The organism is Sphingomonas sanguinis, from assembly GCF_019297835.1.
GTDB lineage: Bacteria > Pseudomonadota > Alphaproteobacteria > Sphingomonadales > Sphingomonadaceae > Sphingomonas > Sphingomonas sanguinis_D.
This window is the reverse complement of the sequence record NZ_CP079203.1, coordinates 4119365-4142692: the sequence shown is the minus strand read 5'-3', so window position 1 is coordinate 4142692 and position 23328 is coordinate 4119365. Positions and strand designations below refer to the sequence as shown.

Annotated in this window: 17 protein-coding genes; 5 read left to right on the top strand and 12 right to left on the bottom strand. The window is 68.0% G+C overall.

Going from position 1 to position 23328, the window contains the following annotated elements; genetic code table 11:
* Positions 1 to 4: 4 nt before the first annotated feature.
* Genes KV697_RS19065 through KV697_RS19045 form a run of 5 tightly spaced genes read right to left on the bottom strand, consistent with a single transcriptional unit; the run spans position 5 to position 6434 of the window.
* Positions 5 to 1258, bottom strand: a complete 1254-nt coding sequence (locus tag KV697_RS19065) for a TolC family outer membrane protein (RefSeq protein WP_257575449.1) — start codon at positions 1256 to 1258, stop codon at positions 5 to 7.
* 13 nt (positions 1259 to 1271) lie between these two features.
* On the bottom strand, positions 1272 to 3701 hold the full coding sequence (locus KV697_RS19060) for an ABC transporter permease (RefSeq protein ID WP_219019513.1): 2430 nt from the start codon (positions 3699 to 3701) through the stop codon (positions 1272 to 1274).
* A gap of 28 nt (positions 3702 to 3729) precedes the next feature.
* Positions 3730 to 4488 carry a GIN domain-containing protein gene (locus KV697_RS19055; RefSeq protein ID WP_219019512.1) on the bottom strand — a complete coding sequence of 253 codons (759 nt, stop codon included), beginning with the start codon at positions 4486 to 4488 and terminating at the stop codon, positions 3730 to 3732.
* A gap of 23 nt (positions 4489 to 4511) precedes the next feature.
* Complete coding sequence (locus KV697_RS19050; protein ID WP_219019511.1) at positions 4512 to 5189, bottom strand: ABC transporter ATP-binding protein; 678 nt, start codon at positions 5187 to 5189, stop codon at positions 4512 to 4514.
* A 12-nt stretch (positions 5190 to 5201) separates the two neighbouring features.
* Positions 5202 to 6434 (bottom strand): efflux RND transporter periplasmic adaptor subunit, encoded by a 1233-nt coding sequence (locus tag KV697_RS19045; RefSeq protein WP_219019510.1) that lies wholly within the window; start codon positions 6432 to 6434, stop codon positions 5202 to 5204.
* Positions 6435 to 6524: 90 nt separating this feature from the next.
* On the opposite strand from KV697_RS19045, the gene KV697_RS19040 reads away from it, so the two are divergent.
* Together KV697_RS19040 and KV697_RS19035 are read left to right on the top strand one after the other, a co-directional pair.
* A complete protein-coding gene (locus tag KV697_RS19040; RefSeq protein WP_219019509.1) occupies positions 6525 to 7841 on the top strand; it encodes a sigma-54-dependent transcriptional regulator in 1317 nt (438 codons plus the stop codon).
* Positions 7831 to 9015 (top strand): sensor histidine kinase, encoded by a 1185-nt coding sequence (locus KV697_RS19035; protein ID WP_219019508.1) that lies wholly within the window; start codon positions 7831 to 7833, stop codon positions 9013 to 9015. Before KV697_RS19040 ends, KV697_RS19035 begins: the two co-directional genes overlap by 11 nt.
* Before the next feature lie 80 nt (positions 9016 to 9095).
* Here the strand turns inward: KV697_RS19035 and tpiA are convergent, their stop codons facing one another.
* Both tpiA and glpK read right to left on the bottom strand, forming a co-directional pair.
* Positions 9096 to 9821 carry a triose-phosphate isomerase gene (tpiA, locus tag KV697_RS19030; RefSeq protein ID WP_219019507.1) on the bottom strand — a complete coding sequence of 242 codons (726 nt, stop codon included), beginning with the start codon at positions 9819 to 9821 and terminating at the stop codon, positions 9096 to 9098.
* A gap of 2 nt (positions 9822 to 9823) precedes the next feature.
* Complete coding sequence (gene glpK, locus KV697_RS19025; RefSeq protein ID WP_219019506.1) at positions 9824 to 11317, bottom strand: glycerol kinase GlpK; 1494 nt, start codon at positions 11315 to 11317, stop codon at positions 9824 to 9826.
* 121 nt (positions 11318 to 11438) lie between these two features.
* Between glpK and KV697_RS19020 the strand changes: the two genes are divergently transcribed.
* The 3 genes from KV697_RS19020 to KV697_RS19010 all read left to right on the top strand — a co-directional run bounded on the left by KV697_RS19020 (position 11439) and on the right by KV697_RS19010 (position 14565).
* Complete coding sequence (locus KV697_RS19020; RefSeq protein ID WP_219019505.1) at positions 11439 to 12944, top strand: glycerol-3-phosphate dehydrogenase; 1506 nt, start codon at positions 11439 to 11441, stop codon at positions 12942 to 12944.
* Positions 12941 to 13750, top strand: coding sequence for a DeoR/GlpR family DNA-binding transcription regulator (locus KV697_RS19015; RefSeq protein ID WP_219019504.1), 810 nt, complete (start codon positions 12941 to 12943; stop codon positions 13748 to 13750). Before KV697_RS19020 ends, KV697_RS19015 begins: the two co-directional genes overlap by 4 nt.
* 62 nt (positions 13751 to 13812) lie before the next feature.
* Positions 13813 to 14565: a FadR/GntR family transcriptional regulator gene (locus KV697_RS19010; protein WP_042490680.1), complete on the top strand. Its 753-nt coding sequence runs from the start codon at positions 13813 to 13815 to the stop codon at positions 14563 to 14565.
* Between the two features lie 133 nt (positions 14566 to 14698).
* Here KV697_RS19010 and KV697_RS19005 read toward each other — a convergent pair whose 3' ends face one another.
* From KV697_RS19005 to KV697_RS18985, 5 genes are all read right to left on the bottom strand, one after another.
* Complete coding sequence (locus KV697_RS19005; protein WP_219019503.1) at positions 14699 to 16972, bottom strand: TonB-dependent receptor; 2274 nt, start codon at positions 16970 to 16972, stop codon at positions 14699 to 14701.
* Positions 16973 to 17073: 101 nt separating this feature from the next.
* Positions 17074 to 18069 carry a DUF2891 domain-containing protein gene (locus tag KV697_RS19000; protein WP_219019502.1) on the bottom strand — a complete coding sequence of 332 codons (996 nt, stop codon included), beginning with the start codon at positions 18067 to 18069 and terminating at the stop codon, positions 17074 to 17076.
* Entirely contained in the window at positions 18066 to 18971 is a 906-nt protein-coding gene (locus KV697_RS18995) for a DUF979 domain-containing protein (protein ID WP_219019501.1), read from the bottom strand. Before KV697_RS18995 ends, KV697_RS19000 begins: the two co-directional genes overlap by 4 nt.
* Positions 18968 to 19630, bottom strand: a complete 663-nt coding sequence (locus KV697_RS18990) for a DUF969 domain-containing protein (RefSeq protein ID WP_219019500.1) — start codon at positions 19628 to 19630, stop codon at positions 18968 to 18970. The genes KV697_RS18995 and KV697_RS18990 overlap by 4 nt, the downstream gene beginning before the upstream one ends.
* Positions 19630 to 23205, bottom strand: a complete 3576-nt coding sequence (locus tag KV697_RS18985) for a hydantoinase B/oxoprolinase family protein (protein ID WP_219021515.1) — start codon at positions 23203 to 23205, stop codon at positions 19630 to 19632. The genes KV697_RS18990 and KV697_RS18985 overlap by 1 nt, the downstream gene beginning before the upstream one ends.
* Positions 23206 to 23328 lie beyond the last annotated feature (123 nt).

The window sequence follows — 23328 nt, the reverse complement described above, 5'->3', positions numbered from 1 at the left end:
CCCCTCAATCAAAAGCCCCCCGCCCCATCCGCCCCGTCGCGCGCAACAGCGCCGCCTCCGCGATCAACACATCGACCTGCGCCCGCGCCACCGCCAGCTGCGCCGAGCGATAGCTCTGGTCGGCCACCAATATGTCGATCGTCGAGCGCAGGCCGAAGCCATATTCGGCCCGCACGCCCTTCAGCGCCAGATCGGCCGCCTTCAGCCCCTCCGCGCTCGCCGTCAACCGTCCTTGCGCGGCGGTGAGCGAGGCCCAGGCCGAGTCGGCCGCCCGCACCACGCCCCGCGCCACGGCATCCGCGTCGAACCGCTCCGCGCGCCGCACCGCCTCCGCCTGCCGCACGCGCGAGGAAACGAGGCCGCCGGTCAGCAAAGGGATGCGCAGCGCCAGTCCGGCATTGGCCGCACTGTCGAAGCCGTTCGCCTGGCCCCCCGCCCATTGCACGCCGCGTCCATAGCCCCCGGCCAGATCGACCGCCGGGGCCCGGTCGGCGCGCGCCTGATCGATCCGCGCGGTAGCCGCATCGACCCGGCGTTGCTGGGCAAGCAGCAACGGGTTGCCCGCCTCCGCCGCCGCCCGTGCATCGGCCAGTGTTCGCGGCAGGGCGGCTGGGGTCGCGATCGTCGCGTCCAGCATCCCTGCGTCACGCCCCACGATTGCGCGGTACGCCGCTGCTGCGGTCGCCGCCGCGCCCTCGGCATCGACTAGGTTGGAGACGACGCTGGCCCGCTGCGCCTCCAGCTGCGCGACATCGGTGCGCGTCGCCTGCCCCAGGCCGTAGCGGGACTTGGCCTCGGCCACCTGGCTGTCGAGCCGCTCGATCCCGACCCGCGCGACCTCGACCGCCTGCTGGGTGTATAGCAGATCGGCATAGGCTCCGACCACCCGCTCCAGCACATCCGCCTCGACATCGCGCAACGCCTCGTCGCCGGCCGCGACATCGCCCTTCGCCGCGCGCACCGCCGAGGACACCCGCCCGCCGGTCCAGATCGGCAGGGTCGCGTTGACGCCGCCCAGCGCCGAGGTCGCCCCCGTCCGCGTGCCGGTACCGTCATAGCCCAGTCGATCATAACCGACATTGCCCGTCGCCCCCGCCGTCAGCCGCCCGGCGGCCCGCGCCTGATTGGGGGTTTCCGCCAGTGCATCCTGCCGGGCGCGTGCGGCGGCGAGTTCGGGATTGCCCTCCCACGCCGCCGCCATCGCTTCCCGCAGCGTCTCGGCCGAGGCGGGAGCAGCCGCAACCAAAGCCACCCCCATCAGCCACCACCGCCTAGTCATGGCGCAATGCCCAGGCGGGTGCGGCGCGGCTGGCCCTGAGCGACTGGCCCAGCACGGTCAGCACCGCGATGGTCAGCGCCAGCGCCGTGGCGGCCACGAAATAGAGCGGCGACAGCGACACGCGGTCGTCGAACCCCGCCAGCCATGTCCGCATCGCGACATAGGCCAGCGGCCAGGCAACCAGATTGGCGATCAGCACCGGCCGCAGAAACTGCCCGACGAGCAGCTTGACGATGTCGGTCGCCGAGGCACCCAGCGTCTTGCGGATGCCGATCTCCTTCACCCGCCGCTGCGTATTGAAGGAGGCCAGACCCCAGAGCCCGACGCAGCCGATCAGGACGGCAAGCCCCGCACCGATGCCGAAGAGACGGGTCGCGCGGTCGTCTGCTTCGTAAAACTCCTCCAGCTTGGTGTCGGCGGTCTTTCCGTTGAAGGGGACGTTGGGCACCATCTGCTGCCACAAATTGCGTACCGCCGCCATCATCGCGCGGGGATCGCCCTGGAAGCGGACCGAGGCCACCGCACCACCTATCGAATTCTCCGGCTTGGCGTCATACACATAATAGGTCGCGTCATTGGGTACGCGCGGCGAGAAGAAACGCATATCGTCGATCACCCCGATGATCGTGCGCGGTCGGTTTCCACCTACCGTCTTGCCCACGGCTTCCTGTGCGGTGCGGAAGCGCAGGGTCGGGAGCGCCCGACGATTGATGATGATCGCCGTGGGCTGCCCCTTCTCGACGGTCTGAGAGTCGTCGCCACGATGCGCGTCGTCAAAGAAGCGCCCCGCCAACAACCGGGTCCCATAAACCTTGAAGAAATCCGGCCCCACCTCGATCCGCCGAAGCGACGGGCCATCCCCCGGCACGCCGGGCAGGGGAACATTGTCGGCATTGTTGTCGCCGCCGCCGCCCACGCCGCTATCGGCCATGGCGACGGACGACACGTTCGGAAGCCGTCGCATAGCCTCCATCACGGCGCGACGGCGTGGTGCATCCACGAGGGAGTCGCTGATCGACGTGACGGTCAGTAATCCATCACGGCGAAAACCCAGATCGGTAGAACGAAGATGCCGGGTTTGCGCGACCAGGATCAGCGTCCCGATCATGAACGCGATCGCCAAGCCGAACTGGAAGATGACCAGTGCCTCACGGATACGGGTCCCCGCACGGCCACCACCCGGTGCCCGTGCCGAGGCCAGGACGCTCGCAGCGGGGAAACGCGACAGGAGAACCGCGGGATAGGTGCCAGCGAGCAAGCCGACCATCACAGTCAGCACCGCCAACGCAGGAAGGACCACGATATAGGGAATGGTGAGGTCCAGTCCCCCCGCCGCGTTGATCATCGGGAGGCCCAGTTCAGCCAGGATCAACCCGCCCAGCGCAGCAATCGCGACGGTCAGGATCGCTTCGCCCAGAAACTGCGAAACCAAGGCCGCTCGACTGGCGCCCAGCACCTTTCGCATCGCCACTTCACGCGCACGCAGGCCCGACCGTGCGGTCGCAAGGTTCACATAGTTCACGATGGCGATGATCAGCGTCAGGATTCCCACTAGGCCCAGCGTCACCATGGTCAGCTTGCGGCTGGCGCTTTGCTTTCCCTGCGGTTCCAGGTGCATGTTGGTGATCGGCATGACCGTGATGTTCAGGGACTTGGACGCATCCTTCCCCATGTCCTTGAGCGCGCGGCGATCGACGAAGGACGGCATCTTGGCGACAAACGCCCGCGCCGCCTCGGGCGAGTCGAACTTCAGGAAGGTCTGAAGCGACGAACTGCCCCAATGATACCACCATTGCTTGCTCGAAGCCGGTGGCGTGCGGGGAAGCGGCAGTAGGATCGCGAATTCATTGATCTCGGTATTCTTGGGCAGATCCTTGAAGACGCCCGCGACCCGATACGTGCCGATATCGTCGGTCGCCAGCTTGATCGTCTGGCCGACCGGGTTGGACGACCCGAAATATTTGCGCGCGGTCGTTTCGTTGAGAAACGCGTTGGTCGGGGTGTTCAGGCCATCGCTGCTGCCGCGGACCAGGGGCAGGCCGATGATGCTGAAAAAGTTGGGATCGACCTGGACGATATTCTCGGCCGTTGCGACCTGTCCCTTGATGACGCTGCCACCCGCGCCCCGAATTCGCGTGCCCTGGATGCCGGGAAAGTCGTCGCGCAGTTGCTCAAGCAGGCCGCCCATCGTCCAGTTGCTGGCGCCGTTGAACGGGCTCTCCGGCATGCTCCAGACCGACTGGGCGACATAGAGTTTGTCGTAATCCGGCAACCACTTCTCATAGCTGGTCTCGAACCGGACATAGAGGCCCAGCACCAGAAAAACGGCAATGCCCACCGCCAGTCCGCCGATGTTCAGCGCGGCATAGAGCTTGTGGCGCACAAGCGAGCGATAGAGCGACAGAAGCGCGAAGCGGTTCATGATGTGATGTCCCCCATGATCCTGGCCATCAACCGCAGGTGACGCGAGCAAAGCCGCTCTTGTCCACGGTGCATTGCGGACGACCGCCGACCACGACGCGGGTCATGCCGCTGGCGTCGATCGCCGCCGGGCCGTTCGCCTGGGCTCGCACGCCGCCGGTGCCGCTGGCATCGACCGACAATATGCGCGTGGTCATCGCGGTGGTGTCGACATTGCCAGTGCCGCTGCTGTCGATCGACAGCGCGTCGACCGCGCCCGCCCCCCGGATCGAACCCGTGCCGTTCACGTCCAGCGCCAGCGTCGTCACACGAATATCCTGCATCTGGGCGTTGCCGGTCCCGGACATGGCGATGCCCACCTTCCGACCGCGCAGACCTTCCATCGTCAGATTACCCGTGCCGGACATCTCGGCCTCGAACTCCGCCGCCTCGAACGGATGCAGCCGGATGGAACCCGTACCCTCCGATTCGACGCCGCGCAGGCGCGGGACGGTGATCTCGATCGTCGCGCCGGGGCGCTTGGCACGGCTGTCGCACATGCGGTTCGGACGCGTGATGATCAGCTTCTGCTGCCGAACCTCGGCGCGGATGACCTCCAGCGAGACGGGCTGGCCGACCGCCCGTACCGAGAACGCGTTGCCGACCGTGACCACGGCATTGTCACAGCCCTCCAGCGATATCCGGTCGAAGCCCGACAGCGCGAAGCTGCGGGCGGTCTGTGCCTGGGCCGGGGCAGCGGCGACCGGCAGAGCGGAGAGGATCAGCGAAAGCGGCAAAATGGTCTTCATGGCGTATCTCCGGAAAATGGGGCTCAGATCGCGCGCATGGCGCTGGCGACGATGCGACCGTCGAGCATGTCGATGCGGCGCTTGGCGAGGTCGGCGTGGCTGGGCGAGTGGGTCACCATGACGATGGTCGCGCCCGCATCGTTCAGCCCGGTCAGGATGTTCATCACCTGCTCGCCATTGGCGGTGTCGAGATTGCCGGTCGGCTCGTCCGCCAGGATCAGCTTCGGATCGCCGACGATCGCGCGGGCGATGGCGGCACGCTGCTGCTGGCCGCCCGACAGCTGATGCGGGAAGTGGCGGGCGCGGTGGGCGATGCCGACCTTGTCCATCGCGGCGGCGACCCGCCCTCGCCGGTCCCCCACGTCGCCGCGATAGGCGAGGCCGAGGGCGACATTCTCCTCGATGGTCAGCTCATCGATCAGGTTGAAGCTCTGGAACACGAAGCCCAGGGTCTCGGCCCGGAACTTCGCCAGTTCCTTTTCGCCCATCGCCGCCAGATCGCGGTCGCCGAACAGGTATCGCCCGCCCGTCGGCCGATCGACCGTGCCCAGCGTGTTGAGCAGCGTCGACTTGCCGCAGCCCGACGGCCCCATGATGGCCAGGAACTCGCCCGCCGCGACATGCAGGTCGATATCGTGCAGCGCGGTCGTCTCCACCTCGTCGGAGACGTAGCGGCGCTGAATGGCTTCCAGTCGGATCATCGATCTTCCCCCTTATCGGATGTTCAGGATGTCGCCCTTCACGGACGCGGTGTTGCTGATGACGATGCGCTCGCCGGGATTGAGGCCGGAGAGGACCTCCACCTGTTCGGGATTGCGGCGGCCGATACGGACGGCGCGGCGGTGGGCATGGGCGCCGTCGGGATCGAGGACGAAGGCGGAAGCACCGCCCGCCTCCAGCCAGCCGCCGACCGGTGCCACCACCGCACGGCTCGCGGCGCCCAGCGTGATGCGGATGTCGATCGTCTGCCCGCGATTGAGACCGGCAGGTGCCTTGTCGAAGGTCAGTTCCACCTGGAACCGCCCGTCCTTCACGGCGGGCAGCACCTTGGACACGGTCAGCTTCGCCCCGTCCGAGGTGGTCGCCGTCTGGCCCATCGCGACGCGGCCGAGATAATATTCGTCGACCTGCGCGACCAGCTTCCACGAGCCTTCGCTATCGACCTGCCCCGCCGGATCGCCGGGTTTCAGCGTCTGGCCGGGCTGGATGGTGAAGTTGGTCAGCCGCCCGTTCGCGGGCGCGCGGATGGTCAACGCCTCCAGCCCGGCACGCACCGCCGCCAGATTGCCCGACAGCCGGGTCTGGGTATCGTTCAACCGCGCCGACTGGGTGGCGGTGATCCGGGCCTCGGTCGCGCGGCCCGACTTCAGCTGGGCGAGGCGCTTTTCCTGATAGGCGGCCTCCTCCTCGAAGCTCTTCACCCCCGCGTCCGACAGAAAGCCCTGATCGTGAAGCTGGCGGCGGATGCCGAGATCGCGGCGCGCCTTGATGAGGTCATATTCCGCCTGCGCCACCTGCCCGGCCCGGTCGAGCTTGTTGCGCTCGATCCCCAGCCCTTCGCTCGCCACGCCGCCCAGCTGGCTGGCGATCTGCGCCTCGCGGGTCAGCACGTCGAGCTTCAGCTGCGGATTGGCGAGGGTGGCGAGCGGCTGTCCCTCGGTCACCGTCTGACCGTCCTGCGCGAGCAGCTTTTCGACCTGCCCGCCCGACAGCACACCGACCAGCGTCGTGATACGCGGGGTGACGGTGGCACGGACCGGCAGATAGTCGTCGAAAGCGGCGCGCGTGACCTCGCCCGTCTCGATATTGGCGGCGGCGATGTCGGTCGATCCGGCGGCGGGCAGCATCCGCCAGACCAGTACCGTGCCAATCGCCAACAGCACGGCGATCACCACCGGGCGACGGCGCCACCAGGGCGTGGCCTTGCGCGCGATCCGGCGGTCCATCGCCCCCCCCGGTGAAGCGCTTGCGTGTACGGGTTGTTCGGTCATCATGGCGCAAGTGTCACCTAGGACGGTCGAAAAACCTAAAGCCCTATGAATACGCCATTTTCATCCAACTCGGCCGAATCCGACCGTTCGGCATCGGACGCACCGTCCGGAAATGGACGGTGCGGGGATGCGTCAAGCCCACTCTCAATCCTCCTAATCGACGACAATCCGCGTATCGCCGAATCGCTGGCCATCGCCATCGATCTGGCGGAGCATAGGCTGGACGTGGCGCAGGGGCCGGAGGAGGGTTTTTCGCTGCTCGCGGCGAAGCGGTACGACGCGATCCTGCTCGACCTGAACTATGCCGCCGGGCGAACGGACGGGGCGGAGGGGCTGGCGATGCTCGACCGGCTGCTGGCCGACGATCCGGGCGCGTGCATCATCGTCATCACGGCGCATAGCGGCATCCGGCTGGCCGTCAGCGCGATGCAGGCGGGCGCGCGCGATTTCGTGATGAAGCCGTGGCGCAATGCCGAATTGATCGCCAAGATCGAATTGGCCGCGCGTCGCCGCGCTGCACCCCGCGATCATGTCATGACTGAGGGCACCGCCGAACCCGCCCGCCTGCTGGGCGACAGCCCTGCCATTGCCCGCGTCCGCGACCTGATCCGCCGTGTCGGCCCGACCATGGCGGGTGTCGTCGTGACCGGGCCATCGGGCGCGGGGCGCGGCCTGATCGCGGCGGCGCTCCATGCCGCCTCCCATGCGGTCGGCCGGCCTATGCAGCGGATCGACGTGCGCGATCCGCTGGCCTGGGCGCGGCTGGACGGTGCCGAGGGGGGGACGAGCTGGCTGCTCCGCCATCCCGACCGGCTGGACGACGTGACACAGGCCCGGTTGCTCGACCGGTTGCGGTCGGGGGATCGCCATATCGCCGTCGCCGACGATCCCCGCGCGATCACGCCCGCGCTGGCCCGACGGATCGCGGCCGTGGAGATCGCAGCACCCTCGCTGGCCGAACGGCAGGACGATGTGCCGCTGCTCGCCCGCCATTTCGCGCGGATCGCGGCCGAGCGGCACGGCCTGCCCGCGCCCCGCTTCACTCCCGCCGCCGAGGCGTTGCTGGCGACGGCGCGCTGGCCCGACGAGGCACGCGGCCTCGCCGCAGCGATCGAGCGGGCGCTGTTGCTGGGCGAACAGGGCGTGATCGAAGCCGCGTTGCTCGCCCCGCCGGTCGCCCACAATGCGGCTCCGGCCCCTGCCTCGACATCGTCCCGCACCAGCTTCGATCTGGACGAAAGCGAACGCGTGATGATCGAGGCGGCACTGGTAGAACATCACCATAATGTCACCCAGGCGGCGCAGGCGCTGGGGCTAAGTCGCGGGGCGCTGTATCGGCGGATGGCGCGCCATGGGCTTTGACCTGTCGCGGCGACGCGCGGTCGCGGCGGCGTTGTCCGGGCTGGCGCTGGCCGCCCTTGGTGCGACGATGCTGCTGGCATGGCAGCAGGGAATGCTGGGGTCGATCCTGGGTGGGGGGCTGTGCATCGCCTGGCTGATCGGAACCGGCTGCTGGACGGCGGCGCGGGCGGGGAGCGGGCGTCGCGATCATGAAATGACGCGCCCGGCCCCGGACGGCCCGCCGCTGGACGCGCTGTTCGATCAGATTCCGCTGCCGCTGCTCCGCGTCGATGTCGGGCGAGCGCAGGCAATCAACCGGGCCAGCCGCCGCCTGTTCGCCACCGACGACCGGGTGATCCCGACCCCGCCCGCACTGCTCGATACCGGGCAGACGCAGTTGCGCCATGAAGGCAGGAGCTGGCGAATCGAGCGGGTGGCGGGCACCGGCCGTGCGCTGGTGATGCTGGTCGATATCGAGGCCGAACGCCGCGCGGCCGAGGCTCATGCCGATAACGAGATGATCGATATTCTCGGCCACGAACTCCTGAACGGCCTGTCACCGATCGTCTCGCTGGCCGACAGCGCGCAGGTGGCGGCGGAACGGGGCGATGCACGGCTGCCCGGCATATTGGCGACGCTGACCCGGCGGATCGAGGGGCTTGAGCGCTTCACACGGGCCTATCGGATGCTGGCCCGGCTGCCCGATCCGGTACGGGCCATGGTGGACATGGAGGAACTGGTCGGCGATCTGTCCCGCCTGTTCGCCGAGCGCTTCAGCGACCGGGTGACGCTGTCAGTCGACATGCCCGAGGCTGCGACCGGCTGGTGCGACCGCGACCAGATGACGCAAGGGCTATGGGCACTGCTCCACAATGCGGCCGAAGCCGCCCTGGCCGGGACGGTCGCCCCGGCGGTGAGGCTTGCCGTCGTCGGGCAGGCGGACCGGCTGGTGATGCGCGTGTCGGACAGCGGCCAAGGCGTCCCCGCGCCGGAGCGGGTGCGGATCTTCCGCCCGTTCCACACCACCAAGCCGGAGGGCTCGGGCATCGGCCTGACCCTGGCCCGCCGGATCGCGCAGGGACATGGGGGCGAGTTGAGCCTACTGCCGGTGGCGGTGACGACGTTCGAATGGGTGGTGCCGGACGACCCACTTTCCTCCCCTTCTCGGGGAGGAGGTGGCGGCTCACAGCGCTGACGGAGAGGTGTCGCGCTATCGAGATGGGGACACCCCTCCACCAGCTTCGCTGGTCCCCCTCCCCTTACAGGGGAGGAAGCTTAGCGTGTCGGCACGTCCATTAATTTTAAAATTGACGTAAAGGCATCGGCCTCCAAGCTCTGTCGGCCGACGAGGAAGCCATCGATCCCGCCCTGCGCAAACAACGCCGCGCCGTTGTCGGGCGTCACCGAACCGCCGTACAACACCCGCACTCCCGAAACCGTGTCGCGGATCAGCCCGGCCATCGTCGCAACCTCCACAGGGTCGGGAGTAATATCGCCACCGATCGCCCACACGGGCTCATAGGCAATGGCGATCCCCTGCGCGTCCGCCCCGGCCAGCGACCAGCTCAATTGCTCCCGAACCACCGCCGCCGAGCGACCGGCGGCATGATCCTCCGCCGTCTCGCCGACGCATAGCACGACCTCGAGGCCCGCCGCCCGCGCCGCCCGCAGCTTGGCGGCGATCAGTGCGTCACCCTCATGATGATCGTGCCGCCGCTCGCTATGACCCAGCAGGACCAGCGACGCGCCCGCCTCGCGCAGCATCGTGGCGGAAATGTCCCCGGTATGCGCGCCGTTCGGCTCGGCATGGCAATCCTGCCCACCGATGGCGAGGCCGGGGCAGACGCGCTGCGCCCGGTCGATCAGCGTCGCAGGGACGCACAGCGCGACATCGACCGCCGGATGCCGCCGCGCTGCCTCTCCGATCGCGACGATGACGGCCAGGTCGCCGCCATCGCCATGCATCTTCCAGTTGCCGACCAGCAGCGGCCGCTTCGCCATCGTCACGCGCCCGGCTTGGCCAGCGTCCGCGCTACCGCGTCGCGCCACCCGGCGACCAGTGGCGCACGGGCCTCCTCGGCCATGGACGGCTCGAAACATTCCTCCCGCGACCAGAGCGTCTCCAGCGCATCGAGGCCCGACCACACCCCGGTCGCCAGCCCGGCATGAAAGGCCGCGCCGCGCGCGGTCGTCTCGAGATCGGCAGGCCGCTCGACTGGCGTCCGGATCATGTTGGCGAGAAAGCGGCACAGCCAGTCATTCGCCGCCATGCCGCCATCGACGCGCAGGATGGCGGGGCCTTCGCCCGCATCGGCCTTCATCGCCTCGGCCAGGTCCATCGTCTGATAGGCGACCGACTCCAGCGCCGCGCGCGCCAGATGCGCCGCACTCGCGCCCAAAGTGAGGCCATAGATCGCCCCGCGCGCATCCGGCTCCCAATAGGGCGCGCCCATGCCGACAAAGGCCGGGACCATATAGACGCCGTGGCTGTCGGGCACTTGCGTCGCCAGATCGTCGGTCTGGCTGGCATGGGTGATGACGCCCAGGCCGTCACGCAGCCACTTCACCGCCGCGCCCGCGACGAAGATCGATCCCTCAAGCGCATAGGTCGTTTTGCCGTTCAGCCGGTACGCGGGCGTGGTCAGCAGCCGGTGCTTCGACGCGACCGCCGTCTCACCGGTGTTGAGCAGCATGAAACAGCCGGTGCCATAGGTCGATTTGGCCATGCCGTGACGGAAACAGGCTTGGCCGAACAAAGCCGCCTGCTGGTCCCCCGCCATCCCCGCGATCGGGATCGCCGCGCCAAGCAGATCGGGCGTGGTGGTGCCGAAGACATGCGCATTGTCATGCACCTCCGGCAGCATCGCCATCGGCACGCGCAGCAACCGGCACAATTCCTCGTCCCAGATCCCGCGATGGATGTCGAACAGCATCGTACGGCTGGCATTGGTGATATCGGTCGCGTGCACCGCCCCGCCGGTCAGCCGCCAGAGCAGGAAGCTGTCGATCGTGCCGAACGCCAGTTCGCCGCGTTCGGCCCGTCCCCGCGCGCCGTCGACATGGTCGAGCAGCCAGGCGAGCTTGGTCGCCGAGAAATAGGGATCGATCAGCAGGCCGGTCCGCTCGCGCACCAGCCCCTCGGCACCGTCCGCCTTCAGCGTCTGGCACAGATCGGTGCCGCGCCGATCCTGCCAGACGATAGCGCGGTGGATCGGCTCGCCGGTGGCGCGGTCCCAGACGACCGCCGTCTCGCGCTGGTTGGTGATGCCGATCGCGGCGATCTGCGCCGGAGCGACGCCGCTCTCTGTGATCGCCTTGCGCGCGGTGGCCAGCGCGTCGCGCCAGATATCCTCCGGGTCATGCTCGACCCAGCCCAGCGCGGGGTAATGCTGCGCGAATTCGGCCTGTGCGATGGCGACCCGCCGGGCCTGTCCATCGAACACGATGCTGCGCGTCGAGGTCGTCCCCTGATCGATCACCAGAATGTGCGACGCCATCGCTCACCCCTCTCCCTGTTTTCGTTTCGAAACGTCACACGCTTTCATATGAACGTCAATGCTTTCGCTTTGTGCTGACATGGTATAGCAAGGGGGGCGCTCAAGAACAGGGACAAGCGGCATGACGGACCATGCGATGGAGAGGATCGACCTGCTGATCGTCGGCGGCGGGATCAACGGCGCAGGCATCGCGCGCGACGCCGCCGGGCGCGGCCTGTCGGTGATGCTGGTCGAGCAGGACGATCTGGCGAGCCACACGTCCTCCGCCTCGACCAAGCTGATCCATGGCGGTCTGCGCTATCTGGAATATGGCGAGTTCCGGCTGGTGCGAGAGGCGCTGATCGAGCGCGAACGGCTGCTGAACATGGCGCCGCACATCATCTGGCCGCTGTCCTTCGTCCTGCCGCAGACCCAGTCGCCGCGCCCCGCCTGGATGGTGCGGCTGGGCCTGTTTCTTTACGATCATCTGGGTGGTCGCGAGAAGCTGCCGGGCACGCGGACCGTCGCGTTGGAGCGATCGGCGCTGGGCGACGGGCTTTCGCCGCGAAAGGGCAAGGCTTTCGTGTATTCGGACTGCTGGGTGGAGGACAGCCGCCTCGTCGTCCTTAACGCGATGGACGCGGCGGAGCGCGGCGCGCGGATCGAAACGCGCACGACGCTGGTCGATGCGAAGCGCGAGGGCGATGGCTGGGTCGCGACGATCGAAGCGGCGGGCAAGACCCGCACCGTCCGCGCCCGCGCACTGGTCAATGCGGCGGGCCCCTGGGTCGCCGACGTCATCGGCCGCACCCACGGCGCACGCGCCGATCGCGGCGTCCGGCTGGTCAAGGGCAGCCATATCATCGTGCCGCGCCTCTATGAGGGCGACCATGCCTTCATGCTCCAGAATGACGACCGGCGGATCGTCTTCGCCATTCCCTATGAGGGTAAGTTCACGCTGGTCGGCACCACCGACGAACCCTGGACCGACGCGCCCGCCAAGGCGCAGATCGGCGCGGCGGAAACCACCTATCTGCTCGACACGGTGAACCGCTATTTCGCACGGAAGACCGGGGAGGCCGATATCGTGTGGAGCTATGCCGGTATCCGCCCGCTCTATGACGATCATTCGGCCAATGCGTCGGCGGTGACGCGCGACTATGTGCTCGACCTCGATACGGGCGCGGAGAGCGAAAGCCGGGCGCCGATGCTCAATATCTTCGGCGGCAAGATCACCACCTATCGCAAGCTCGCCGAGCATGCGATGCGCGAACTCGCGCGTTTCTTCTCACAAGCCGGGGGGGCGTGGACGGCCGGGGCGGTGCTGCCTGGTGGGGATATTGCGGACGCGGATTTCGATGGTTTCCTGCGCGATCTGACCGCCCGGCATCGCGATCTGCCCCCTGCCCTGCTGCGCCGTCTGGCCCGCGCCTATGGCACGCGCGTCGAGGCAGTGCTCGGCCAAGGCGATCTCGGCCCCGATCTGGGCGGCGGGCTGCACACCGCCGAGGTCGATTATCTGGTGAAGACCGAATGGGCGCGTACGGTGGAGGACATCCTCTATCGCCGCAGCAAGCTGGGCCTGCACGTGCCCCCCGAGACGCCTGAGCGGCTGGCCGCCTATCTCGCCGGGCAGGGCATCGCGTGAAGCCCACCGCCCCCGGATCGGCGGAGATCGTCGCAAGCCGTCATGCCGCGATCCTCGACGTCGCGCGCCGGACGGGCAGCGTCAGCGTGGACGAACTCGCCGAAAAGCTGGGCGTGACGCCGCAGACCATCCGCAAGGACCTGAATATCCTGGCGGGCCAGTCGATGCTGGCGCGGGTCCATGGCGGCGCGGTCGTGACCTCGGGCACCGACAACCTCGCCTATGCCGAGCGGCGCAGCGTCGCCGCCCCCGCCAAGGCTGCGATCGGCGCCGCTGCCGCCGCGCTCGTCCCCAACGGGGCCAGCCTCTTCATCAATATCGGCTCCACGACCGAGGCGATCGCCAGGGCACTGGTCGATCACCGCGACCTGATGGTCATCACCAACAATCTGAACGTCGTCGACATTCTTGGCGGCCGCCCCTCGATCGAGGTGATCGCCGCCGGGGGCCGGGTCCGCGCCAGCGACCGCGCGGTGGTGGGTGCGCTGGCGATGGACTTCATCCGGGGGTTCAAGGTCGACATGGCGTTGATCGGCGCGTCGGCGATCGACCCGGACGGCAGCTTCCTCGACTTCGACGTGGACGAGGTGCGGGTGTCGCAGACGATCATCGCCCAGGCGCGACAGGTGCTGCTGGCCATTGACGGCTCCAAGCTGGAACGCGCCGCACCGGTGCGGGTCGGCGACATGCGCGATGTCGATTTCCTCGTCACTGACACGGCGGATGCCCGGCTGGCGGAGGCTGCGCGCGCCGCCGGGACAATCGTCGTCAAAACCGACCGCCATCCAATGTCGCAATTGGCCTGACAAACATTGGTCTGACACTGGCGCTTGACCAGCATCCCGCCTCGGCCCCTATAAGGGTCGTGATGGACAACAACACGACCCAGGACCGGCTCTACCGGGAACTCGCCCGCACGCTGATCACCGAGTTGCAGGAGGGCCGCTACCCGATCGGCACGCGCATGCCCGCCGAACGCGAGCTGGCGACGCGGTTCGACGTCAGCCGTCCGGTCATCCGTGAGGCGCTGATCGCACTGGAAGTCCAGGGTTTTATCGAAGTGCGGATCGGGTCGGGCGCGCATGTCGTGGCGCTGCCGGGCCAGGGCGAGACGCCCGATTTCGGCGTCTCCGCGATGGAAGTGGCCGAGGCGCGCCTGTTGTTCGAGCCGGAGGCGGCGGCGCTGGCAGCCTCGCAGATTACGGATAGCGAACTGGATGAGCTGGCGACTCTGGTCGATGCGATCGAGGAGGAGAATAACACGGTCGGCGGCGCCTTCCATGCCGACCGGGCCTTCCACACGCTGATCGCCCGCTCGACACGCAACAGCGCCATTCTGGAGACGATCGACCGGCTCTGGGAACAACGGCTCCGCTCGGCCGAGAGCGTGCTGCTCGACGCCAAGGTGCGCGAGATCGACGTGCGCCCGATCGTCGAGCATCATGCCGCGATCCTGGAGGCGCTCCGCTCGCGCGATCCCGTCGCGTCGCGGGTCGCGATGCAGCGGCACCTGACCGCCGCGCTCGAAGGCCTGCTGATTGCCAGCGAAGCTCGTGCGGTGGCGGAAGTACGTCAGGCGCTGGCCGCCAAGCGCGACCGGACGGCGCATTTGAAGATTTGATGCCAGTACATTCCTCCCCTTGCAGGGGAGGTGGCGGGCCGTCAGGCCTGACGGAGGGGTGTCCCGCTCTCGATAGGGGGACACCCCTCCACCATGCTGCGCATGGTCCCCCTCCCCTTGCAGGGGGAAGAGTTTAGAAATTCACCCCGAACCGTACGCCCGCATAGCGGCGGAAGTCGCGCGGCAGCACAGCCTGGGTCGCCATGCGCCCGGCAAAATTGCCCGCCGTATTGACCAGCGAGGCGTAGTATTGCTGGTCGAACAGGTTGTTGACGAACGCCGTCACGTCCCAGCGGCGGTCGTGCGACCGGACGCCCAGATGCAGGTCGAAGATCGCGAAGCCCGGCTGAAAGGTCTGGGGATCGGCCGCGACATAATAGAGGCTCGACTGATATTCCCCGCTGACCTGCGCGAAGCCGTCCAGCGTGTCGGTCAGCGGCGGCGTATAATCGACCGACCAGTTGCCCTTCCACATCGGGGCCTGCGGCGCGCGGACGTCGGTCAGATCGCGGCGGGCGGGCGAGCCGCTGCACCCCTGCGCCGCCGTCTGCATCGGATAGCACTGCGCCGAGGGGAAGGATGTGTATTTGGCATCCAGATAGGTGATCGCCCCGCGTAGCGCGATGTCGCGGCCGAGACGCGCCGCCGTCTCGATCTCGACACCGCGCGTGTTGAACTTGCCGACATTGGTCAGGCGAAAGTTGCTCGTGCCGTCCGCCAGCGTCTCGATCGTCTGCGCCTGGAGATTGGTGTAGTCGGTGTCGAACAGCGTCGCGTTCAGCGTCAGGTGCCGGTCGAAGAACTGGGTGCGGATGCCCAGCTCGCGGTCGCGCGACCGCTCCGGCTTGACCGGCCCCGCTGCCGCCCGGTTCTGGTTGAACCCGGTCGTCAGGTCATAGGTCTGGCCCTTGTAACCGGTCGAATAGCTGGCGAAGGTCATGACATCGGGCGTCGCCTGATAGGTCAGGCCCAGATGATAGGTGGCGGCGGTATCGTCGGCATTCCCGGCATAGTTAGTCCGGGCCAGATTGTCGGCGAAGGTATATTTGACCCGCTCGTTCTGGATACGCCCGCCGACGGTCCCGGTCAGCTTCGGCACGAACTCCCAGTCGATCTGGCCGAAACCGGCGACCTGACGCGATCCCGTGGTGGCGTACCAGTTGGCCAGCGAGAAGGCCGGGCCGCGCTGGAACGGGCGATCAAAGCCGGTATTGGCGTAATAGACGCCCAGCGCATAGCGGAACGCATCCTCGCCGGGCGACAAAAGGCGGAGCTCCTGCGTGAACATGCGCGACTTGAACGCGCCGACCTGAATGTTGCTGCCGATCGCGGCGGGGGACGAGGTGTCGTCCTGATCGAGATGGTCGTTTAGGCGGAACCGGTCATAGGAGGTGAGCGACAGGATGTTCATCCGGCCGATATTGGCCTCGCTCCGCAGCAACGCGCCGCCGCCGGAGAATTTGTTGTGCGACCAGTAATTGTTGCTGACGTCCTGATTGTCCCGGCTCAGCGTCACGCCGGGGAAGACGACGGACGGGGTCTGTCCCGCGACGCCCCGCAGCAGCGCGTCCGATGCCACCGCGACGAAGGGCCGCGCGATCGTGGCGTTGCCGTCGACATAGTTGCCTGACAGGGTAAAGGTGACGTCGGGCGACGCCTTCCAGCGCAGCTTGCCGCGCGTGTTGAAGGTCTCGCGGCCGTTGGTCCGCTTGCCGTTGAACAGGTTGCGGACATTGCCGTCCCAGTTGGAATAGCCCGTCGACAGGACATAGCCGAGCGTATCGCTGATCGGCCCGGTCACGCTGACATTGGCGCCATATTCGTGGTCGCCGGTGACGGTCATGTTGCCGCGCACATGATAGTCGTCGGTGGGCTGCACCGTCATGATCTTGACCAGACCCGCCGAGGCCGCCTTGCCATAGAGCGTGCTCTGTGGCCCGCGCAGCACCTCGATCTGGGCGATGTCGGGCAGGTCGGTATAGACGCGCGCCATGAAGGGCAGCGCCGCGCCGTCGACGGTGATCGCGACGGCGGTCTCGACCCCGATGCCGAAGGCCAGCGTGCCGACGCCCCGGAGCGAGACGGTGCCGTTGACCGGCTGTTCCGCCGGGCGGATGACCAGCGAGGGGCTGACCTTGCCCAGTTCCTGAAAGTGGCGCACCCCATGCGCGTCCAATTCGGCCGGGGAGATGACCTGAACGGCCAGCGGCACGTTCTGGATATTCTCGAAACGCTTCTGCGCCGTCGTGGTGACGACGATGCCGTCCTTCTTCGCGGCGTCCTTCGCCTCGGCCGGTTTCGTCGCTTCGGTGGTTGGCGCGGCAGGCGCCGTCTCCGCCCGAGCCTGCGTCACCGGCAACACACACAGAGCCACGCCGCACAACAGGCGCGGAACAGATATGGTCATTATTACTCCCCTCCTTGTATGAAAAGGAGGGGTAGAGGCGATTGTTTAAATTAAGATTATTCGGCTGTCATATAACTTACAGAAATGCCGGACGCCGCCGATCACCCGGCCTCCAGCGCCAGCAGGGCGAAGGTGGCGAGCCAGTGTTCGCCCATATAGTCATCGCCCAGATGCGGCAGGCTGGCCGCCAGATGCGCCGCCGCCGCCGCTCGCGCGCGGTCCGCGACCGGGTGCGACGGCCCCAGCTTCGTGGCGATCACCCGCCAGCACCAGGCGCGGGTCAGGTTCAGCCCGTCGAGATGCGCGATCTTGCCATCGCTGCGGTCGGACACGATGGCGGGGGTGAAGAGCGTCGCAGGCTCGCCGGTCGCGACGTGCGGCAGGAATTCGTCGAACCACTCGCGAAAGCCGGGACCGTCGAAAACCCGGCTCATGATCAGGGCTTCGGTCAGGGCAGGCGACAAAAACTCGTCGCCGCCCGGCTCCCAGGCCTGGCAATCCCGATCCCGCGCGAACCAGCCGATGACACTCTGCGCGATCAGCGAGCGAAGCGGCTGGTCGCGCTGCTCGGCCCAGTCCCAGGCCAGCGTCAGCGCGAAGCCGGTGTTGAAATGGGTGCCCACCCGCAAAGGATAGGTCAGGCGCGGCAGGAAGTCGGCGAAACGGCGCGCGAACAGCCGCGCCATCGGCTCGAGCTCCCCGGCCCAGTTCGCGTCATGACGGCTCGCCTCGTCATGCAGCGCCAGCATCCAAGCCCAGCCATAGGGCCGCTCGAACCCCGCCGCGCCCGGCCGCTCCAGATAGGCCAGTTCGCCCGCGACCTTGTCGGGCACGAACATCGCATCCGCCCGTGCACGGATCGCGGGGGCGGCCTTCAGGTCGGGATAGTGGCGGATCAGCCGCAGAAGCTGCCACCAGCCATGGACGCAGCTATGCCAGTCGTAGCTGCCATAGAAGATCGGGTGCAGCTCGGACGGCGTACGTGCATCCTCCGGCCCATTCAGCACGTGCATCAGCACATTGGGATATTCGCGCCCGACATGGCCCAGCGTCATGGCGGCAAAGCGTTCGGCGACGGATCGGTCCAACCGGGTCATGCGATCATTCCGTAAAGAAGGAGGATATTGAAGACGAGCAGCGGCAGCGCGGTCGGCACCTGCGCGCGGATGACGGCATATTTGTCCTTGAGACCCAGCAGCGCGGCGGGCAGTAGGTTGAAGTTCGCGGCCATCGGCGTCATCAGCGTCCCGCAGAACCCCGCGAGCATGCCCACCGCCGCGACGATGGCGGGGTCAGCCCCCATCTGGCGGATCAGGATCGGCACCCCGACCGCCGCCGCCATCACCGGAAAGGCGGCGAAGGCATTGCCCATGACGATGGTGAACAGCGCCATGCCCAGCGCATAGGCCAGCACCGCGCCGATGACGCTCCCCGCCGGGATCACCGCGCCGATCAACCCGCCGACGACGCCCCCTACCCCGGCCAGGGCAAAGACCGCGCCCAGGCTCGCCAGCATCTGCGGCATCACCGCGACCCAGCCGATATCGTCGATCAACCCGCGCCCGGCGACGAAGGGTTCGGCAGGCCTTGCGCGCAGCAGCACCCCGCACAGGACCAGCGCGATCATTGTGCCTAGCGTCAGCGCGACCAGCGTCGCCTGCTTCGGGTCAACCAGCATCGGCACATGCTTGAACGCCAGCGTACCGACCAGGGCGACCGCCGGGATGATGAGCGCGGGCACGAAGACCTTTGCGCCGTAACGGTCTTCGGAAGGCTCCACCGCCTCGGCCCGGTTCATCCGCCCCGACGCGGCGATGCCGACCAGCGCCAGCACTAGTATGCCATTGGCCACATCGCCCAGCCTGTTGCCGAATAGGAACGACACGGTGATCAGCGCATAAAAGGCCGCATTAGCGAAACGCCGGTCACGCGCCGACAGAAGCGCAAAAATCGCAAAGACGATCCCCGCCACCGCATAGACCAGGTTTAGCCCGATCATCGCGCGCCGCCCCGCGACAGGCGCCGGTCGAGCCACCACAGCCTCGAACCATGGATCACGAAGGCGGCGATCGCCGTTGGGATCGCCCAGACGGACAGCTGGAACGGCTCCAGCAGGATACCATAGCCCTCCAGCACGCCCTTCATCAGCAGGATCGATCCGACCGCCAGGAAGATATCCTCGCCGAAGAACAGCCCGACCGTATCGGTGGCCGCCGCCATCGCCTTGACCCGTTCGGCGTCCTCGGGCGCGCGCCCCTGACGCTCGGCGGCGGCCTCCGCCATCGGGGCGACCAGCGGGCGGACGCTCTGGGCTGGCCCCGTGACGGAGGTGAGCCCCAGCGCCGCCGTCACCTGCCGGAACAGCAGATAGCCGGTCAACAGCCGCCCCGCCGTCGCGCCGCGAAGCCCGCCGACCAAAGCCCGCGCCCGTGCTTGAAGCCCCCGCCGCTCCAACAGGCCGATCACGGGCAGGACCATATAGATCGCGGTCACATAACGCGTCTCGTTAAAGGCATGGCCGAAGGTCGCGACGATCCGCACAGGATCCAGCCCCGCCGCAAAGCCGGTGACGAGCGCCGAGACGATGATGACCAGCAGCGGGTTGAAGCGCAGCAGGAAGCCGCCCGCGATGACGACGATCCCGGCGAGCACCCACATCAGCGCGTCCCCCGCCCATAGCCACCGCCACCGGGTGTCTCGATGACCAGCACATCCCCCTCGCCCATATCGATCCCGGCGGTCGAGGCGAGATCCTGCACGCGACCATCGGCGCGCTCGACACGGTTACGGCCCAACTGCCCCGCGTCGCCGCCGTTCAGGCCGAAGGGCGGCACGACCCGGCGGTTGCTGAGGATCGCGGCGCGCAGGGGCTGGCGGAAGCGCAGGCGGCGGATCGTGCCGTCGCCGCCTCGCCATTCGCCCCCGCCACCCGACCCGCGCCGGATCGCGAATTGTTCGAGCAGCACCGGATAGCGCGTCTCCAGCACCTCCGGGTCGGTCAACCGGCTGTTGGTCATATGCGTCTGGATCGCATCGGCGCCGTCATGCCCCGGCCCCGCACCTGCGCCGCCCGCGATCGTCTCATAATATTGATAGCTGTCGTCGCCGAAGGTCAGGTTGTTCATCGTCCCCTGACTGGCCGCCATCGCTCCCAGCGCACCCAGCAGCGTGTCGGTCACCACCTGGCTGACCTCGACATTGCCCGCCACCACGGCGGCGGGGAAGCGCGGATTCAGCATCGATCCTTCCGGCACGATCAGCGTGACGGGACGCAGGAACCCTTCGTTCAGCGGCACCGCCTCGTCGACCAGCAGGCGCAGGACATAGAGGACGGCGGCGCGCGTCACCGCCAGCGGCGCGTTGAAGTTGGTCGGCCGCTGCTCGCTGGTGCCGGTGAAGTCGATCGTCGCGCTGCCCCGTTCGGCATCGATCGTCACGCGCACCGCAACGACCGCGCCGTCGTCCAGCGCGTAGCGGAAGCGGCCGTCCGACAGCGTCGCGATCATCCGCCGCGCCATCGCCTCGGCATGGGCCTGGACATAAGCCATGTAGCGGGTGACGACGCCCTGCCCCTGTTGCGCGGCCAGTTGGCGAAGCCCGTCCGCGCCGCGTGCGCAGGCGGCGACCTGCGCGGCGAGATCGGCGATATTCTGGTCGATATTGCGCGCAGGCAGCGGGCCGCTGGCCAGCAGATCGCGGATCGCCTGTTCGCGCATCGCGCCGTCCTCGACGATCAGCACATCGTCGAAGACCACGCCCTCATCCGCTAGCGTCCGACTGTCGGGCGGCATGGAGCCGGGCGTCGTGCCGCCGACATCGGCATGATGCCCACGCGCCGCGACGAAGAAGGCGGGCGCCTCGCCGCCCGCAAAGACCGGCATGATGACGGTGATGTCGGGCAGGTGCGTGCCGCCGCGATAGGGGTCGTTCAGCGCATAGACCTGCCCCTCGCGCATCGTGTCGCCGCGCGCCTGGATGACGGTGCGGATGCTCTCGCCCATCGATCCCAGATGAACCGGAATATGCGGCGCATTGGCGACCAGCCCACCTTCGGCGTCGAAGATCGCGCAGGAGAAATCCAGCCGCTCGCGGATATTGACCGAGGCCGCGCTCCGCTGAAGCGCCGCACCCATTTCCTCGGCGATACCCATGAACAGACCGGCAAAGATTTCCAGCCGGACCGGATCGACGCTTTCCTCCGCCGCCTGCGCGCGCCGGGCTGCGACGCGTTCCAGCAGCAGCGTGCCCTCGGCCAGCACGCGCGCCTGCCAGCCCGGCTCGACCACCACGGTCGACACCGGATCGATGATCAGCACCGGTCCCGCCAGCACCGCACCAGCCGCCAGCCCTTGTCGGGGGTGGACCGGCACCTCATGTCGCGCGCCTGCCAGATACATCGCCACCCGGTCGATCGGATCGGCGGTTCGTTCGGCCAGCACGGGTGCGGGCAGATCTTGCGTCTCGTCGCCCACAATCGCCTCGACCCGCAACTGCTCGACGACCAGCGCATCCTCGCCGACAAAGCCGAAGCGCTGGCGATGCGCCTCGGCGAAGGATTCGGCCATCGCGTGCGCGCCGTCCCAAGGCACCCCGATCGTCTGGTCGTTGCGCGCATAGCGAAGCTGCGCCAGCACGCTCAGTCGCACCGCCGCCGGATCGACGCCCTGCTCCGCCAGCCCCGCAATGGCGGCGGCCCGGAGATCGGCCAGCGCCGCCTCCAGCGCATCGTCGCCCAGCGGCAGGCCGACCGTCGCCTCGCGCACCACGCTGCGATCGGCCAGGCCGATGCCGACCGCCGACAACACGCCCGCCAGCGGATGGATCAGCACCTGCGCCATGCCCAGCGCATCGGCGACCAGACAGGCATGCTGCCCGCCCGCCCCGCCGAAACAGGCCAGCGCATAAGACGCCGGGTCCTCGCCCCGCGCGACCGAGACGGCGCGGATCGCCCGCGCCATGCTGGCCACCGCGATGGCGACCAGACCCTCGGCCGCCGCCATCGGGTCGAGCCGTTCGCCGGTCGCCGCCTCGACCTGATCGAGCAATTCACCTAGCGCGCGCTCGGCGGCGGCGCGGTCGGGCGGCAGGTTGCGGTCCGGGCCGAACAGCGCGGGGAAGTGCCCCGGCTGGATCTTACCCAGGATCATGTTGCAGTCGGTGACGGTCAGCGGCCCGCCGCGCCGGTAACAGGCCGGTCCCGGCTCCGCCCCCGCCGAGGCCGGGCCGACCAGCAGCCGCCCGCCATCGAAATGACAGATCGACCCGCCGCCCGCCGCGACCGTATCGATCCGCATCATCGGCACCGCCACGCGCACCCCCGCCAGCACGGCATCGGAGCGCCGGTCATAGCTGCCCGCGAACAGCGACACGTCGGTCGAGGTGCCGCCCATGTCGAAGCCGATTACCCGGTCGAAGCCCGCACCCTGCGCCGTGCGCGCCATGCCGACGATCCCACCCGCAGGTCCCGACAACAGCGCATCCTTGCCATGGAAACGATCGCCCGCGACCAGCCCGCCGCTCGACTGCATGAACAACAGCCCGCCCGCCGCCGCTTCGCCCAGCCCGGTCTCCAAGCCCCGCACATAGCGGTCCAGCACCGGGGACAGATAGGCATCGGCCAGCGTCGTGTCGCCGCGCGCGACCAGCCGGATCAGCGGTGCGGTCCGGTGGCTGACCGAAATCTGGGTAAAGCCCGCCGCCTCGGCCAGTTCGGCCAGGGCCAGCTCATGCGCCTGATGCTTCCAGCCATGCATCAGGACGATCGCGATCGAGCGCAGCCCGCGCGCATGGGCCTGTGCGAAGGCCGCCGCTGCCGCGTCGCGGTCCAGCGGGGTCAGGACCTGGCCATTCTCCGTCACGCGCTCGTCGATCTCGACGACCTCGGCGAACAGAGGCGGCGCGCGGCGGATGTCGCGCGCGAAAATGTCGGGCCGGTCCTGATAACCGATCGCCAGCGCATCGCCGAAGCCGCGCGTGATCGCCAGCAGCACCGGCTCCCCCTGCCGCTCCAGCAGCGCGTTGGTCGCGATGGTCGTGCCGATGCGGACGCCGCACGCCGGAAGCGGCCCGTCGCCCACGCCAGTCAGCTGCCGGATCGCGGCCTCAGCCGCGTCGTAGCGACGATCCGGGTCTTCGGACAGCAGCTTGGTCGTGACCACGCTCCCGTCCGGTCGACGCGCCACCACGTCGGTGAACGTGCCACCGCGATCGATCCAGAACTGCCACTGCGTCATCGCATCCTGCATGTCATCCTCCGTCGACGCCTTTAGTATCATTTGAAACGACTTTTGCCAGTGACATGCGGCCTACACAATTGCCGCCTATGGGCGCGGCGGCAAGACGCTGATTTGGTAGCG

Bases quoted from the DNA above. Each gene is read 5' to 3' on its own strand.
- KV697_RS19065 (WP_257575449.1), bottom strand. From the start codon at position 1,258: ATGGGGGTGGCTTTGGTTGCGGCTGCTCCCGCCTCGGCCGAGACGCTG.
- KV697_RS19040 (WP_219019509.1), top strand. From the start codon at position 6,525: ATGAATACGCCATTTTCATCCAACTCGGCCGAATCCGACCGTTCGGCA.
- KV697_RS19055 (WP_219019512.1), bottom strand. From the start codon at position 4,488: ATGAAGACCATTTTGCCGCTTTCGCTGATCCTCTCCGCTCTGCCGGTC.
- KV697_RS18985 (WP_219021515.1), bottom strand. From the start codon at position 23,205: ATGACGCAGTGGCAGTTCTGGATCGATCGCGGTGGCACGTTCACCGAC.
- KV697_RS19045 (WP_219019510.1), bottom strand. From the start codon at position 6,434: ATGGACCGCCGGATCGCGCGCAAGGCCACGCCCTGGTGGCGCCGTCGC.
- KV697_RS19000 (WP_219019502.1), bottom strand. From the start codon at position 18,069: ATGACCCGGTTGGACCGATCCGTCGCCGAACGCTTTGCCGCCATGACG.
- KV697_RS19060 (WP_219019513.1), bottom strand. From the start codon at position 3,701: ATGAACCGCTTCGCGCTTCTGTCGCTCTATCGCTCGCTTGTGCGCCAC.
- KV697_RS19010 (WP_042490680.1), top strand. From the start codon at position 13,813: ATGGACAACAACACGACCCAGGACCGGCTCTACCGGGAACTCGCCCGC.
- KV697_RS19035 (WP_219019508.1), top strand. From the start codon at position 7,831: ATGGGCTTTGACCTGTCGCGGCGACGCGCGGTCGCGGCGGCGTTGTCC.
- tpiA (WP_219019507.1), bottom strand. From the start codon at position 9,821: ATGGCGAAGCGGCCGCTGCTGGTCGGCAACTGGAAGATGCATGGCGAT.
- KV697_RS18995 (WP_219019501.1), bottom strand. From the start codon at position 18,971: ATGATCGGGCTAAACCTGGTCTATGCGGTGGCGGGGATCGTCTTTGCG.
- KV697_RS19020 (WP_219019505.1), top strand. From the start codon at position 11,439: ATGACGGACCATGCGATGGAGAGGATCGACCTGCTGATCGTCGGCGGC.
- glpK (WP_219019506.1), bottom strand. From the start codon at position 11,317: ATGGCGTCGCACATTCTGGTGATCGATCAGGGGACGACCTCGACGCGC.
- KV697_RS19005 (WP_219019503.1), bottom strand. From the start codon at position 16,972: ATGACCATATCTGTTCCGCGCCTGTTGTGCGGCGTGGCTCTGTGTGTG.
- KV697_RS18990 (WP_219019500.1), bottom strand. From the start codon at position 19,630: ATGTGGGTGCTCGCCGGGATCGTCGTCATCGCGGGCGGCTTCCTGCTG.
- KV697_RS19050 (WP_219019511.1), bottom strand. From the start codon at position 5,189: ATGATCCGACTGGAAGCCATTCAGCGCCGCTACGTCTCCGACGAGGTG.